Consider the following 15,545-nt stretch of genomic DNA (forward strand, 5'->3'; position numbering starts at 1 on the left):
CCTCAGATCAGCAGGTCGGCCTGGTTGAGCGCGCCATAGACGCCGGCCTGGCCGAAGCCGACGATATCCACCAGGCCATCGCCATCCAGATCGGCCAGTTCGCGGTGATAGGTCGTGTCGCTCGACCAGCCCTGGGCCTGGCCGAAATTGGCGATGTCGAGGCTGGCCTGGGTGAAGGTGCCATCGCCCTTGCCGAAAGCGACCAGGGTTCCCGCCTGCCCGAAGCCGACAAGATCGGCCTTGCCGTCGCCATTCACGTCGGCCGAATAGCGCGGGTAGGCGTCGTTGCTGGTCCAGCCCTGGTTGGCGCCGAAGTCTGGCAGGGTGAGGGTTGCGGCCCCGAAAGTGCCATCGCCGTTCGAGAGCGCAACCAGCGTTCCGGCGATCCCGAAGCCCACCACATCGGCCTTGCCGTCGCCGTTCACGTCGGCGAGCGTGCGGTGGAAGGCCGCGTCGCTGCTCCACCCCTGCTGCGCGCCGAAATTGGCCACGGCGAACTTCGCCGCCTGGAACGTCCCGTCGCCATTTGCCAGCGCCACCCAGGTTCCCGCGATGCCGAAGCCGATCACGTCGGCGCTGCCGTCGCCGTTCACGTCGCCCATGGTCCGGGCAAAGCCGTTCTGCGACGACCAGCCCTGGTTGGCTCCGAAGTTGGCCACGACCATGCTTGGCGCGGCGAAGCTGCCTCCGGCCGTGGCGAGCGAAACCCAGGTTCCGGCAATACCGAAGCCGATCACATCGGCGCGGCCATCGCCGTTCACATCGGCCAGCACGCGGTGGAACTGGTCGTCCGTGCTCCATCCCGCGCTTTGCCCGAAATTGCTCACCACCAGCGTCGGCGCGCCGAAGCTGCCATTGGCGCCGGCCAGCGAGACCCACACCCCGGCCTGCCCGAAGCCGATGATGTCGGCCTTGCCATCGCCGTTCACGTCGGCCGCGTGGCGGGGGTAGATGTCCTGCGAGGACCACCCGCCGGCCCCGGGCGCGAAGTTCGCCACCAGCACGCTGCCCGGCGCGTTGAACACGAACGAGCGCAGGCCATCGGCAAAACGCACCTGCTCGATGGCGTGCAGGGTGTCGGTGCCGTCGACGGGGGTGCTGACCAACAGCCCGCCGCCCGGAAGCCGCGTGACCGAGGCCTGGGCCGAGGCGGCGCCGAAGGTCGCCACGTCGAAGCCGGCCCCGCCATCGAGCGAATCGTTCCCCGCGCCGCCGGTAAGGGTGTCTGCCCCGGCGCCACCCACCAGCGTATCGTCTCCCGCCTGGCCGAGCAGCAAGTCGTTGTCGCCGCCGCCGGTAAGGATATTGCTGGCGGCATTGCCGGTGAGCGAGGCCGGTCCGCTGCCGGTGAAGGTTACCCGCTCGACCTCGCTGGCCAGGGTGTAGGAGGCCAGCACGGTGAGGACGGTGTCGGTGCCTCCGTTGGCGCCCTCGACCACGCTGTCGCCGGCATCGTCGACAAGGTAGGTATCGTCGCCAAGGCCACCGGTCAGCGCGTCCGCCCCGATGCCGCCATCGAGCGTATCGTTGCCGGCGCCGCCGGTGATCTGGTTGGCCAGGGCGTTGCCGGTCAGCGCGGTCGCGCCGGTGCCGTTGAAGAACAGGCGTTCGACATTGGCGGTGAGGGTATAGGCGGCCAGGCTCGTCTGTACCTCGTCGGTGCCCTGTCCACTCGCTTCGATGACGACATCGCCCGGATTGTTGACGAAGTAGGTGTCATTGTCGGCGCCGCCGCTCATGGTGTCGGCCCCTGGGCCGCCATACAAGGTGTCGTTGCCCGCGCCGCCGTCGATCACGTCGTTTCCGGCGTTGCCCGTGATCGCATTGGCCAGCGAGTTGCCGGTTCCGACCAGGTTGCCGCTGCCAAGCAGGACGAGGTTCTCGATGTTGGGGCCGAGGGTGAAGCTGACCGAGGCCATGACCGTGTCGGTGCCATCGGCGCCGCTGGCCTCGATGGCCAGATCGCGGACGTCATCAACCACGTAGGCATCGTTGCCCGCGCCGCCGGCCAGCGTGTCGCTGCCGGCGCCGCCATCAAGTGTGTCGTTGCCGCCGCCGCCGGTAATCTGGTTGGCGAGGCCGTTGCCGGTCAGCGAAGCGGCGCTGCTTCCAGTATAGACCAGGTTTTCGACATTGGCTGCCGTGAGCATATAGGCGATGAGCGCGGTGCGGACCGTATCGGTGCCTTCGCCGGCCAGTTCGGTGATCGTGTCGCCTGCCTGATCGACCACGTAGGTGTCATTGCCCGCGCCGCCGACGAGGGTATCGGCTCCGTCCCCGCCATCGAGCGTGTCATCGCCGGTGCCGGTGCCAAGCAGATCGTTGCCCCCCCAGCCATTGATGAGCAGGTTGTCAGTCGCTCCCGCGCCGAACACGACCGAATCGTCCCCATCGGCCAGGAGCAGGGTGAACTTTTCGATATCGCGCAGCGTGACCCCGCCAGTGACAAGCGAGTGAGTGGCCCAGTAGCCGGTGAGATCAAGCGACAGGGCAGCCGTTCCGAATAGTTCGATGCGCAGAAAGTCGGTTCCGTCGCCGCCATCGAAGATTGTGCCGGCACTGAACGCTGAGTAAGTCATCAACAGGTCGTTGCCCGCCTGGCCGTATACCTGATCCGTCCCTGTCCCCGCGTCGAGCGTGTCATTGCTGCCACCACCTTCGAGCGTGTCGTCGCCCGCGCCGGTAACCAGTCGGTCGGGGCCGCCGCTTCCGACCACGCGATCGTTCCCGCCGCTTGCCTTGGTGGAGAATCCGTAAGCGAGGCCATCGCCAGCGATGAGGACATCATTGAAGGCGCTGCCGACGTAGGTATCGATGCTCCTTGCCCCGGTGATCGACCCGCGGGCACCATAGAGTGTAGTCCCGCCGCTCCACTGAGCCTGCAAGTCGAGCGTGGTATTGGCCTCAGCCCCGGAAAAGTCGATCCGGAGAAAGCTGACGTTGCCCCCGTCGATCGCGTCCTCGTCGCGCACGACAATCGTGTCGTTGAACCCGAAGCCTTGCACGACAATGCTGTCGAAACCCGAGCCGCCATCGATCAGGATGCGGGCGCCGCCGGTCATGATCTGGTCGTCACCGGCATCGCCATAGAGGAATCGACCGCCGCCCGAGATCGTATCGTTTCCGTCGCCGCCATGGATGGTGTCCGGCCCGCCGGACACCATGATGATGTTGTTCGCGGCATTGCCGTTGCCGATGTGCCCGCTGCTGCCGAAGAGGGTGAGATTCTCGAAGGCGCCGGGCAAGGTATAGTCATTGCTCGTGACGATCGTGTCGGTTCCACCGTTGTCGGCTTCCACCAGAACGTCCAATGGGTTGTCGGTGTAGTAGGTGTCGTCGCCGGCGCCGCCCACCAGCAGATTGCTGCCACTATCGCCCGTCAGTGTGTCGTTGCCGCCGTTCCCGCGCAGTGTATCATCGCCTGCACCGCCGATCAGATGGTCTCCGACTTGCGATCCTTCGACACTGTCGTTTCCTTCGCGTCCGATGACTGCGATGGGGTAGGGCGACGTGACAATGCCGCTCAGGTCTACCGCATTGCCGGCGGAATTGAGGGAAATGGTTGAAGGTGCGGCCGTCAGCGACAACGAGCCGCTATCACCAACTATCAGGATTGGTACGTCGATCGCCTGAAATTGCCCGATCTGGGCGATCGTCATGGTGAGAATCGCCATCGAGATCAGCTGCTCGAAGCCGGACACGTGCACATAAGTTGAAAAATTAAGTCGATCATAATCGCTGAAGGTCTCGATCACGATCGTATCGAAACCTGGACCTCCATCGAAGGTGTCGTTCTCGTAGGGAGCTCTAGGGTCGCCAACGAGAATGTAATCATCACCTTCGTCGCCAAATATGACATCGGTGCCAAGGCCATCCCCCAGTGTATCGTTGCCGCCGCCCCCGTGAGCGGTGTCGTTACCGTCCTGCCCTAGGATGAGATCTTGGTCATCGCTCCCATATATAAGGTCGTCACCTTGTCCACCGAAGAGGATGTCGTCACCGCTGAGGCCAGTAATGGTATCGTTGCCACCGAGTCCATAGATTGTGTCCGCGCCGGCAGTTCCGATGAGATTGTCCGGTCCTTCGGTGGGGGTGGTCAAAATACAGTTCCTCTTTGATTATTCTATTATAATTGAAAACACATTCCCGGAAAATTTTGAAATTACGGATGTTCTCCCGGGCAAATCGTTAAACGAGGCGCGGCGTATGATGCAAGGACTCTGTCGCTGGAGAACTGTCAAGGGCAAGTCCGTCGCCGGGCAAGCGTGGAGCCAAGTCTGCCTCATGTCTGTATGCAGACATTCCCCTCGCCCCCGCTTGCCAACACCGGCCCCGCCGCATAGCCAAGCGGGATGACGCTTTCACCCACCGCGCTGGTGCTGGCCGGGCTGCTGCTGGCGGCCTGGGTGCTGGTGGCCGCGTGGTTCGTGCTGGCGGCGCGCGGGCGGGAGAAGCGGGCGGAGAGCGCCCTCCGCAATGCCCGGCGGCTGGCGCGCATGGTCGAGGATTCGCCGGCGATCCCGCTGCTGGTCCGCACCGACGGCCGGATCGAGGCCAGTCCGCGGCTGGCCAAGTGGCTCGGGCTGGAGCGGGTGCCGCAATTTCTCACGGAATTGCAGGAGGACGGTGCCGGTGCGGGTGGCGGCGGCATTCCGGTGATGCAGCTTGGTGAGCTGGCCGACCTGGTGCGCCGCACCCAGAAGACCGGCGCGCCGTTCCGCATGGTTGTCACCCCGGCCGGGTCGCGCCGCTCGCTCAGTCTGCGCGGGCACCTGGCCGATCCACAGGTTTCGCCCGGCGGGGCGGCGCTGGTCTGGGTCTTCGACTTTTCCGAGAGCGAGGGCGAACTGGTCCGCCTGCGCGAGGATGCCATCCGGGCGCGGGCCGATTTCACCGCGCTGGTCGGCCTGATCGAGGCTGCGCCCATGCCGATGTGGTTCCGCGAACGCGACGGTCGCCTGCGCCTGGTCAATCGTGCCTATGTGGAAGCGGTGCAGGGGGAAAGCGCCGCCAGCGTGGTGGAGCAGCAGGCCGAACTGGTCGAGGCGGTCGATGGCCTCAGCGCCGCCCAGGTCGCGCTCCAGGCCGCGCAGATGAACCGCCCGATCGAGCGCATGGTCCCGGCCACCATCGCCGGCCAGCGCCGCACCCTGCGCCTGTCCGACCTGCCGCTGGGCGAGGAAGGCGTGGCCGGCTACGCGGTCGACATCGAGGACATGGAGGAGCTGGCCCGCTCGTTGCGCGCCTTCCGCGAAGCCCAGCGCGCCATGCTCGATCAGCTTTCCGCCGGGGTTGCCCAGTTCGATGCCGCGCGCGTGCTGGTCTTTGCCAACCAGCCGTTCCAGCGCATCTTTGCCCTGAAGCCCACGATCCTGCTCGATCCGCCGCCGTTCGAGCGTCTGCTCGACATGGCCCGCGATGCCGGTCGCCTCCCCGAAGCGCGCGACTTTCCGGCCTGGCGGCGCGAAAAGGCCGCCTGGTTCCGCGACAGCGCGGCTCACGAGGAAGCCTGGCTGCTGGGCGATGGCACCCACCTGCGCGTGGTGGCCCAGCCGATGCCCGATGGCGGCCTGCTGCTCATCGCCGAGGACCGGACCGAGGAACTGCGCCTTTCCGCCAACCGCGACACGCTGCTTCGCACCCGCACGGCCACGTTCGATTCGCTGTTCGAATCGCTCGGCGTCTTCGCGCCCGATGGCCATATGCAGTTGTGGAACCGCCGCTTCGCGCAGGACTGGGGTCTGGACGGCGAATTCCTCGACACCCACCCCAAGGTCGATCTCCTGCTCGAACGCATCGCCGCCCGGCTCCAGCGGCCGGCCCAGGCGAAACTGGTGGGCGAGGTGGTCCGCGCCGCCACGCTCGATCGCAAGCAGACCGGCGGGCGCGTGGTCCTGGCTGATGGCCGCACGCTCGAATTCGCCGGCGTGCCGCTGCCCGATGGCAACGGCCTGCTCACTGTGCTCGACATCACCGACAGCCAGAAGGCGGAAGGCGCCCTGCGCGAACGCAATGCCGCCCTGCTCGAAGCCGATGCGGTGAAAACCCGCTTCCTCGCCAACATGAGCTACGAATTCCGTACCCCGCTCACCTCGATCGGCGGCTTTGCCGAATTGCTCGAAGCCGGCCTTGGCGGCGAGCTGAACGATGCGGGGCGCGACTATGTCGCCGCGATCCTCGCCTCGGTCCACAGCCTGGGCGAGCAGATCGAGACCGTGCTCGATCTCTCGCAAAGCGAGGCCGGCCTGCTGCCGCTGGCGCAGGAGGAGATCGAGCTGCTGCCCTTCGTCACCCGCCTGGTCGAGGAACGCGCCGGCGCGATCAGCGAGGCCGGGCTGACGCTTGATCTGCGGGGCGACCAGTCGGCCGGCCGGATCACCGGCGATCGCCGCCGTCTTGCGCGGGTCGTCGGCCACCTGATTGACAATGCCATCGCCGCCACTCCGCGCGGCGGGCGCGTGCTGGTCGATCTGGCGCCCACCAGCGAAGGCCCGCGCCTGGTGGTTTCCGACAATGGCCCGGGGATGGACGCGGCCACGCTCGCCCGCGCGCTCGAAGGGCTGAAATCCGGTTCCGCCGCCGCCGCGCCGGCCAAGGCGATCGATCGCCGGCGCGGCCTTGGCCTGCCGCTCGCCCGCCGGATCGTCGAGGCCCACGGCGGCACCTTCGAACTGCTGTCCGAACCCGGGCAGGGCACCGCCGCGATCATCCAGCTGCCATGATCACCACTGCGCTCCCCGATCTTGCCGCGATGGAGGCCTATGGCGCGCGGATCGCCGCCGCGCTGCGCCCCGGCGACGTGGTCGCGCTGTCGGGCGGACTGGGCGCGGGCAAGACCACGCTTGCCCGGGCGATCCTGCGCGCGCTGGGCCAGGCCGGCGAAGTGCCGTCGCCCACTTTCTCGATCGTCGAGCTTTATGATCCCCCCGCCGTGCGCCTGCCGGTGGTCCACGCCGATTTCTACCGGCTCGACGATCCCGGCGAAGTCGCCGAACTCGGGCTGGATGATTGCCGCCACGGTGCCGCGCTCATCGCCGAATGGCCGGAAATGGCCGGTGGTTTCGCGCATGAGCCGGGCTGCCTTGGCATCAGATTGGAAATAGGCTTGTTGGAAACTCCCGGCCAGGGGCGGGTCGCCATTGCGAGCCCCGGGGCCGATTGGCTAGGGCGGATGCCATGAGCTCATCTATCCCCGAAGCGGTCGAACCTTTCCTTGGCCAGGCCGGCTGGGCCGGCGCCCTGATCGAGCCACTGGCCGGCGATGCCTCGTTCCGCCGCTATTTCCGCGTCAGCCTGGGCGATCGCTCGGCCATGCTGATGCACGCGCCGCCGCCCAACGAGGATCCGGCCCCCTTCCTGCGCGCCGCCCGCTGGCTGGAAGACGTCGGCCTGCGTCCGCCCCGCGTGCTCCATGAGCAGGCCGCGCAAGGGCTCGTCCTGCTGGAAGATTTCGGCGACGTGCGGATGCGCGACTATCTCGATGACTGGCCCGACGACGAGGCCGAGGTCTATACCGCCGCAGTCGATACGCTGACCGCGCTGCACCGCGTGCCGCCCGGGCCGTTCACCGCCTATTCGCTCAGCGAATACCAGCGCGAGGCCAAGCTGTTCATCGATTGGTACTGCCCGGCGCAGAACCTCTATGTCGATGGCAAGGGCTGGGCCGAAGCCTGGGATGCCGCGCTTATGCCGCTGCTTGGCCGCCAGCGCCCCGGCGTCACCGTGCTGCGCGATTACCATGCCGAGAACATCATGCTGCTGGGTGCACTGCACAAGCAGGGGCTGCTCGATTTCCAGGATGCGCTGGTCGGCCACCCGGCCTACGATCTGGTGTCGCTCCTCCAGGATGCGCGCCGCGATGTTGCGCCCGAACTGGAAGAGGCGATGCTCGCCCATTACCTCCAGGGCCACGCCGATCCCGCCGTGTTCCGGGCCGACTATGCCCGCCTCGGCGCGCAGCGCAACGCCAAGATCGTCGGCATTTTCGTGCGCCTGTGGAAGCGTGACGGCAAGCCGCGCTACCTTGCGCTGATCCCCCGCGTCTGGGCCTTGCTCGAACGCGATCTGGCCCACCCGGCGCTGGCCCCGGTGGCGCACTGGTTCGATGCCAATATCCCGCAGGAACTGCGCGAAAGCGGCGGCGGCACCTATCCGGCATGAGCAGGCTCGCCTCCGATACCGCGATGGTCATGGCCGCCGGGTTGGGCAAGCGGATGCGCCCGCTCACGGCCACCCGGCCCAAGCCGCTGGTCCCGGTTGGCGGCAAGGCCCTGATCGACTGGAGCCTCGATGCCCTGCGCGCCGCCGGCATCGCCCGCGCCGTGGTCAACGCCCATTACCTGGCCGATGCGCTCGAAGCCCACCTTGCCGGCTATGGCCAGCGCCATCCTGACCTGGCCATCACCGTGTCGGATGAACGCGCGCTGCTGCTCGAAACCGGCGGCGGCATGGTGAGGGCGCAGGCGCACCTGCCCGATCCGTTCTTCTGCCTGAACTCCGACAATATCTGGCTTGATGGCCCGCGCGATGCCTTCACGGAATTGAGCGCGGCCTGGGATCCGGCGCGGATGGACGCGCTGCTGCTGGTCGTGCGCCATCCTGCCGCCCACGGCCATGATGGCGCGGGCGATTTCCATCTCGATCCGCTGGGCCGGATCAGCCGGCGCAAGCCGGGCCGGGTGGCGCCGTTCATCTACACCGGCATCCAGCTCGTTTCCCACCGCCTGCTGCGCGATGCGCCCGAAGGGCCGTTTTCCACCAACGTGCTGTGGTCGCGCGCCATGGCCGAGGGCCGGCTGTGCGGCTGGGTCCATACCGGCGAATGGTTCGAGGTTGGCACGCCCCAGGCCATCGCGCCAACCGAGGCACTGCTCTCGCGTGGCTGAACGCGGCGGCGAAAGGCCGGGGCCAAGCCTCTATTCGATCGCCGCGCACCGGGGTTTCGCCGATGCGCTCGTGGCCGGCCTTGTCCCGCGCTATGCCCAGCCGCAGGTCGGCCTCGCCCGGCTGACCCTGCTCCTGCCCAGCCGCCGCGCCGTCCGCACGGTCACCGAAGCCTTCATCCGCCATGCGGGGAACGGGGCGACGGGCGAGAAGGGGCCAGGCCAGGCCGGCCTGCTGCTCCCGCGCATGGCCGTGGTGGGCGATCTCGATCTCGATGAAACGCTTGGCCCGCTGCTCGATCCGCTTGGCGCCGGGCTGGATATTCCCCCCGCCGCCGATCCGGTGCGCCGCTGGCTGCGCCTGGCTGATTTCCTGCGCGAGGAACTGGGGGGCAGGGACGGCCACACCGCCCCCGGAGCGCCCGCGCTGCTGCGCCAGGCTTTCGAGATCGCGCGGACCATGGACCGGCTGCTGGTCGAAGGCATCGCGCCCGAAGACCTGCTGGGCGAACGGGTTATCGGCGTGGTCGGTGAACAGGCCGCCCACTGGCAAGGCTCGATCCGCACCTTCGCCCGGGTGCGCGCGCGCTGGCTGGGCGAACTCGCGGCGCGCGGCGAAGTCGATCCGCCCACCCGCCGCAACCGCCTGTTCGCGGCCGCCGCCCGGGCCTGGCAGGACAGCCCGCCGCCCCACCCGATCGTTGCCGCCGGCGTCACCAGCGCCTCGCCGGCACTGGCCCATCTGCTGCGGGTGGTGGCCGAAACCCCGCGCGGCGCGGTGATCCTGCCCGATCTCGATCTCGCCATGGACGAGGCGATCTGGGATTCGCTCGGCACCGCCGGCTCTCCGGTCGAACCCGACGATCCGCCGATCGGCCGCGCCGATGCGGTCACCCACCCGCAATATCACCTCAAACTCCTGCTTGGCCGCATGGGCGTGCGGCGGGATGAATTCGAGCCGTGGCACCGCTCCGGCCTTTCGCCCGCGCCGCCGGCGCGCAGCCGGGCCATCTCCAACCTGTTCCTGCCCCCCGAAGCCAGCGCCCGCTGGGTCCGGCTCAAGGCCGAGGATCGCCGCCTGTCGGGCGTGCGCCTGATGGAAAGCGCCCATCCCGGCGAGGAAGCGCAGGCCGTGGCCATCCTCATCCGCGAGGCGCTGGAAGTGCCCGAACGGCGCGTGGCCCTGGTCACGCCCGATCGCGCGCTGGCCGCCCGGGTCATCGCCCATCTCGGCCGCTGGGCCATCGCGGCCGACGATACCGCCGGCCAGCCGCTGTCCGCCACGGTCGCCGGGCGCCTGTTCCTGCTGCTGGCCGAGGTTGCCGCCAGTGCCGCCGCGCCGGTGCCGCTGGTGGCCCTGCTCACCCACCCGCTGGCCGGGCTTGGACCGCTGTCCGGCTGGGACGGCTCGCGCGCCGATTGGCTGACCCATGCCCGCCGGCTCGATCAGGCGCTGCGCGGCCCGCGCCCGGAGCCGGGCCTCGGCCATGCCCGCGCCGCGCTCGCCCGCAAGGAGCAGCCGCGCCTCGGCCAATGGTGGCAGGCGGTCGAAGCCCTGCTCGCACCCTTGCTCGAACCGGGCGAGGTGCCGCTGGCCGAGGCGCTCGATCGCCTCGCCGCCGCCGCCGAGGCGCTGTCGGGCGGCGCGGTCTGGTCGGGTGCCGATGGCCGCGCGCTCGCCGCCTTCATCGACTCGCTGCGCGTCGCCGCCGCCGATGCCGCCACCAGCCTCGCCCCCGAAGACCTCCCCACCATGCTGGGCGATGCGATGGAGCGCGAGGCCGTGCGCCCGCCGTGGGGCGGCCATCCGCGCGTGGCGATCTACGGCCTGATCGAGGCGCGGATGAGCCGGGCCGATCTCGTCATCTGCGCCGGCCTCACCGAAGGCACCTGGCCCGGCACCAGCGCGCCCGATGCCCTGCTGGCCCCCGCCGTGCTGCGCGCGCTTGGCGTGCCCGGCGCCGATTTCCGCATCGGCCTTGCCGCCCACGATCTTGCCGCCGCGCTGGGTGCGCCCGAAGTGGTGCTCAGCCATGCCCGGCGCGATGAAAGCGGCCCGGCCATCCCCTCGCGCTTCGTGCTGCGCGTCCGCGCCATGCTGGGCGAGAAGCTGCTGAAGGACCATGTCGAAACCGAGGCGGTCAAGCTCGCCGCCGAGCTGGACCTTGGCGACAGCGCGCCCCCCTATCCTCGCCCCGAGCCGCGCCCCTCGGCCGCCCAGCGCGACGTGCCGATCGCGGTCACCGGCCTCGATCGGCTGCGCGGCGATCCCTACCAGTTCTACGCCAGCGACGTGCTGCGCCTGAAGGCCTGGGATGCGCTCGACGCCGAGCCGACCGCGGCCTGGAAGGGCACGGCCGTCCACGAGATCCTCGATCGCTGGCACAAGCAGCGCGCCGCCGGCGATCCTGGCCCCTTGCTCCCCATTGCCGAGGCCGAACTGGCGAAGATGAGCGCGCATCCCCTGGTGCGCGGCCTGTGGTGGCCGCGCCTGGTGGCCGCGCTGGAATGGGTCGAACAGGAGATCGCCCGGCTCGAGGCCGAAGGCCGGGTGGTCGCCACCACCGAGGCGCGCGGCGAGATCCTGTTCCGGGGCGTCCGCATCCACGGCCGCGCCGACCGAATCGACCGCCTGCCCGACGGCACCCTCGCGGTGATCGACTACAAGACCGGCAGCCCGCCCTCGGCCCGCCGGGTCGAGGAAGGCTTCGCCCTCCAGCTTGGCCTGATCGGCCTGATGGCGCGGGAAGGGGCTTTCCACGACGCCGACCGCCAGCCGGTCAGCGGCGAGCCCACCCGCTTCGAATACTGGTCGCTGGCCAAGGCGAAGAAAAGCGCCACCGGCTTTGGCGAATGCAGCGAGCCGGTGCTGGAAGGCCGGAAGAAGAACGGCATCGTGCGCGAGGAATTCCTCGATCGCACCGAGGAATTCCTCGCCGATGCCATCGTCCGGTGGATCAAGGGCGATGAACCCTTCACCGCCCGCCTCAACCCCGATCTGCCCGGCTATGCCGATTATGACCAGTTGATGCGCCTCGACGAATGGCAGGCCCGCGCGGGCGACGGCGGGAGCGACGCGGCATGAGCCGGCTCCACCCCTTGCAGGACAACCAGGCCCGCGCGGTCGATCCGGCGCAGACCGTCTGGCTCTCCGCCTCGGCCGGCACCGGCAAGACCCAGGTCCTCTCCGCGCGCGTCCTGCGGCTGCTGTTGCAGGAGGATGTCGATCCGTCGCAATTGCTCTGCCTCACCTTCACCAAGGCCGGGGCGGCGGAAATGGCCACCCGCGTCAACGAGGTGCTGGCCGATTGGGTGCGGATGCCCGATATCGGCACGCCGGGGAAATCGCCCGGGCTGGTCGATCAATTGCAGGCGATCGGCGCCCCGTCCGATCCGGCCACCCGCGCCCGCGCCCGCACCCTGTTCGCCGCCGTGCTCGATTGCCCCGGCGGCGGCCTCAGGATCAACACGATCCACGCCTTCTCGCAGTGGCTGCTGGCCGGCTTTCCCGAGGAAGCCGGCCTCACCCCCGGCACCCGCGCCATGGAAGACCGCGACCGCGCGGTGCTCAGCCGCGAGGTGCTCTCCACCCTTCTCCTCGAAGCCGAGGATCGGGGCGATCATGCCCGGCTCAAGGCGCTGGAATCGCTCTCGCTGCGGATGGGGCCGGAGGATGTCGAACGCTTCCTCCTGCGCTGCGCGGATTGCCGCGAGGCCTGGTTCGGCCCCGGCAGCTGGATCCCGCCGCTGCGCCCGCGCGTCGAAGACCTGCTGGGCCTGGTCGAAGGCGCCAGCCTTGCCGAACTGTGCGAGGACAGCGCGTTCGACGTGCGCTCCTTGCGCCGCTGCATGGAGATCAACGCCGCCTGGACCGCCGCCACCGGCCAGGCCAACGCCAATTCCATCGGCGACTGGCTGGCCCGCGATCCCGCCCGGCGCGGCGAGACGATCGAGGCGCTGGCCGATGTGTTCCTGACCAAGGCCGGCGAACAACGCGCCAGCAAGTCGCAGGACAAGCTGGACCCGGCCTATTCCGGCCATGTCGAGCGGGTGATCGACGGCATCCACCTTGTGCGGAGCCGCAAGGCGCTGATCGCGCTGGCCGAGTGGCTCACCCCCGCGCTCGAACTTGGCCGCACCTTCGCGCTGGCCTGGGACGAGGCCAAGGCCCGCGAAGGCCTGATCGATTTCGACGACCAGATCCGCCAGGCCGCCGAGCTGCTCAACCGTTCCGACCTGTCGGACTGGATCCGCTACAAGCTCGATCGCCGCTTCAACCACATCCTGATCGACGAGGCCCAGGATACCAACGCCGCCCAGTGGCAGATCATCGAGGCGCTGACCGGCGACTTCTTCACCGGTGCCGGCCAGCACGGCGCCGAGGCGCTGCGAACCCTGTTCGTGGTGGGCGATTACAAGCAGGCGATCTTCCGCTTCCAGGGCACCAGCCCGGAAAACTTCGAGACCGCGCGCCGCAAGGTGAAGCAGCAGATGTCCGGCGCGGCCGCAAACGCCCTGCACCTGCGGAGCGGCCCCGATGCACGCACCTTGCAGGAACTGGGGCTGGACCGGTCCTACCGCACCGCCACGCCGATCCTCGACTATGTCGATCGCACCATCGCCCATGTCGGCCACGCCCGCTTCGGCCTGAAGCACCTGCCCGAACGCCATGTGGGGCAGGACCGGCCGGGCCTTGTCACCCTGTGGCAACCCGTTCGAATCGGCCGCGACGAGGCTGACCTCGCCGAGGACCAGCCGGAGGAGGGGGAGCAGAACTGGCTCTCGCGCCCCGACCGCCAGCTGGCCGACCGCCTCGCCCGCCAGATCGCCGACTGGCTCGACAGCCGCAAGGCCGGCCACCCGCTGGTCAAGGGCCATGCCCGCCGCGCCGAGGCTGGTGACATCATGATCCTGGTCCGCAAGCGCAAGGAGCTGGCCGGGTTGATCGTTGCCCGGCTCCATGCGCGCGGGGTGCCGGTGGCCGGGGTCGATCGCCTGCGCCTTGGCGCGCCGCTGGCGGTGCAGGATCTGGTCGCCGCCCTGCGCGTCGCGCTCCAGCCGCTCGACGATCTCACGCTCGCCAGCCTGCTGGTTTCCCCGCTGATCGGCTGGAGCCAGGACGACCTGCTTGCCCACGGCTGGCGCGAGAAGGGCGTGGCGCTGTGGGATCACCTGCGCCAATCGCGCGAGCCGCTGGTGGTGCAGACGGTCGAGCAGCTGGTCACCCTGCTCGGCAAGGCCGACTATGCGCCGCCCGCCGCCCTGCTGCACTGGCTGCTGGTCGGCCCGTGGCAGGGCCGGCGCAAGCTGATCGCCCGGCTCGGGCGCGAGGCCGGCGATCCGATCGACGAACTGCTCAACGCCGCCCACGCCTATGCCGCCGGCGACGTGCCGAGCCTGGCCGGCTTTCTCCACTGGTTCGATGCCGGCGATGGCGAACTGAAGCGCGAGGCGGAAAGCGCCGGCGGCCTTGTCCGGGTGATGACCGTCCATGGTTCCAAGGGCTTGCAGGCGCCGATCGTCATCCTGGCCGATGCGGCGGACAACCCCGACAGTCCCAAGGGCGTGGCGCTGGAACTGGCCGAGCCGCGCGCGCCGGGCGCGGACCATTTCCATCACCCCGCGCGCGTCCTGCCACTGCCGGGCTTGCAGAAGGAGGAAAAGGTCGGCCGCATCGCCGTGGCCGAGGCCGAGGCCAGGGCGGCCGAGCGGGAGGAGCACTGGCGCCTGCTCTACGTGGCGATGACCCGCGCGGAGGAAGCGCTGTTCGTCACCGGCTCGCTCGGCCCGCGCGAAAGCGCGCCGGCCGACGATTCCTGGTATGCGAAAATTGCCGAGGTCATGCCCGCCGAGGCCTGGCAGGCCGACGACCTGTGGGGCGCGGTGGCCGCCGATGGCGTGGCCCCGCCGCCCGCGCCGCCGCGCGCCGCCGAAACCCGGCTGCTGCCGCTGCCCGCCGCGCGCCCGCGCTGGCTGACCCGCGCCATCGGCGAGGAACCGGTCCCGCCGCGCCCGCTCGCCCCTTCCGCGCTGGGTGAGGATGCCGGGGCCGATCCGCCCCATGCCCCCGGCGGCGATCGGCGGGCCGCGCTGCGCGGTACCCTGATCCACAAGCTGCTCGAACGCCTGCCCGAGCTTGCCCCCGAAGCGCGCCCCGCCGCCGCCGAGCGCTGGCTGGCCCGCAATGCCGCTGGCCTGCCGGCCGAGGCCCGCGCCGAGATCGCCGGATCGGCCTGCCGCGTGCTCGCCGTGGCGGCCTGGGCCGACCTGTTCGGGGCCGAGGCGCTGGCCGAGGTGCCGGTGGCCGCCACGGTGGGCGGCCGGGTCATCGCCGGCACGATCGACCGGCTGCTGGTCACCGCCGATCGTCTGTGCCTGGTCGATTTCAAGACCGCGCGCCGCCCGCCGGCCAGCCTGGCCGAGGTGCCCGCCGCGATCCTGCGCCAGATGGCCGCCTATGCCGCCGCGCTCGAAGCCACCTTCCCGGGGCGCACCGCCGAGGTCGCGCTGCTCTACACCCACGAGCCGCGCCTGATCGAAATTCCGGCCGAGGTTCTCGCCGCCCACAAGCCAGACTTCGCCTGAGGCGATTAATGCTATCGCCGCAGCCGTGTTGCACGCGGCGCCCGAAGCCCTAGATTGCGCTGCAAGTCATCCCTTACG

Annotated in this window: 7 protein-coding genes; 6 read left to right on the plus strand and 1 reads right to left on the minus strand. The window is 69.4% G+C overall.

The annotated features are described in order from the left end of the window. Positions 1–2: 2 nt before the first annotated feature. Positions 3–4,100, minus strand: coding sequence for a beta strand repeat-containing protein (locus tag ACFOD9_RS10735; protein ID WP_379510114.1), 4,098 nt, complete (start codon positions 4,098–4,100; stop codon positions 3–5). A gap of 252 nt (positions 4,101–4,352) precedes the next feature. Between ACFOD9_RS10735 and ACFOD9_RS10740 the strand changes: the two genes are divergently transcribed. Genes ACFOD9_RS10740 through addA form a run of 6 tightly spaced genes read left to right on the plus strand, consistent with a single transcriptional unit; the run spans position 4,353 to position 15,467 of the window. Further along, positions 4,353–6,722 (plus strand): sensor histidine kinase, encoded by a 2,370-nt coding sequence (locus ACFOD9_RS10740; protein WP_379510115.1) that lies wholly within the window; start codon positions 4,353–4,355, stop codon positions 6,720–6,722. Beyond that, positions 6,719–7,180, plus strand: a complete 462-nt coding sequence (gene tsaE / locus ACFOD9_RS10745) for a tRNA (adenosine(37)-N6)-threonylcarbamoyltransferase complex ATPase subunit type 1 TsaE (RefSeq protein WP_379510116.1) — start codon at positions 6,719–6,721, stop codon at positions 7,178–7,180. Before ACFOD9_RS10740 ends, tsaE begins: the two co-directional genes overlap by 4 nt. After that, complete coding sequence (locus ACFOD9_RS10750; RefSeq protein WP_379510117.1) at positions 7,177–8,160, plus strand: aminoglycoside phosphotransferase family protein; 984 nt, start codon at positions 7,177–7,179, stop codon at positions 8,158–8,160. The genes tsaE and ACFOD9_RS10750 overlap by 4 nt, the downstream gene beginning before the upstream one ends. Beyond that, positions 8,157–8,885, plus strand: coding sequence for a nucleotidyltransferase family protein (locus ACFOD9_RS10755; RefSeq protein WP_379510118.1), 729 nt, complete (start codon positions 8,157–8,159; stop codon positions 8,883–8,885). Before ACFOD9_RS10750 ends, ACFOD9_RS10755 begins: the two co-directional genes overlap by 4 nt. Then, positions 8,878–11,967, plus strand: coding sequence for a double-strand break repair protein AddB (gene addB / locus ACFOD9_RS10760; RefSeq protein WP_379510119.1), 3,090 nt, complete (start codon positions 8,878–8,880; stop codon positions 11,965–11,967). The genes ACFOD9_RS10755 and addB overlap by 8 nt, the downstream gene beginning before the upstream one ends. Then, positions 11,964–15,467 carry a double-strand break repair helicase AddA gene (addA, locus tag ACFOD9_RS10765; protein WP_379510120.1) on the plus strand — a complete coding sequence of 1,168 codons (3,504 nt, stop codon included), beginning with the start codon at positions 11,964–11,966 and terminating at the stop codon, positions 15,465–15,467. Before addB ends, addA begins: the two co-directional genes overlap by 4 nt. The last annotated feature ends 78 nt before the right edge of the window (positions 15,468–15,545 follow it).

This window comes from Novosphingobium bradum (assembly GCF_042646485.1).
In the GTDB taxonomy this organism is placed as follows: Bacteria; Pseudomonadota; Alphaproteobacteria; order Sphingomonadales; family Sphingomonadaceae; genus Novosphingobium; species Novosphingobium bradum.

What these genes read in the sequence shown, in the direction of transcription:
- ACFOD9_RS10740 (WP_379510115.1), top strand. Translation starts at nt 4,353, where the DNA reads ATGACGCTTTCACCCACCGCGCTGGTGCTGGCCGGGCTGCTGCTGGCG.
- tsaE (WP_379510116.1), top strand. Translation starts at nt 6,719, where the DNA reads ATGATCACCACTGCGCTCCCCGATCTTGCCGCGATGGAGGCCTATGGC.
- ACFOD9_RS10750 (WP_379510117.1), top strand. Translation starts at nt 7,177, where the DNA reads ATGAGCTCATCTATCCCCGAAGCGGTCGAACCTTTCCTTGGCCAGGCC.
- ACFOD9_RS10755 (WP_379510118.1), top strand. Translation starts at nt 8,157, where the DNA reads ATGAGCAGGCTCGCCTCCGATACCGCGATGGTCATGGCCGCCGGGTTG.
- addA (WP_379510120.1), top strand. Translation starts at nt 11,964, where the DNA reads ATGAGCCGGCTCCACCCCTTGCAGGACAACCAGGCCCGCGCGGTCGAT.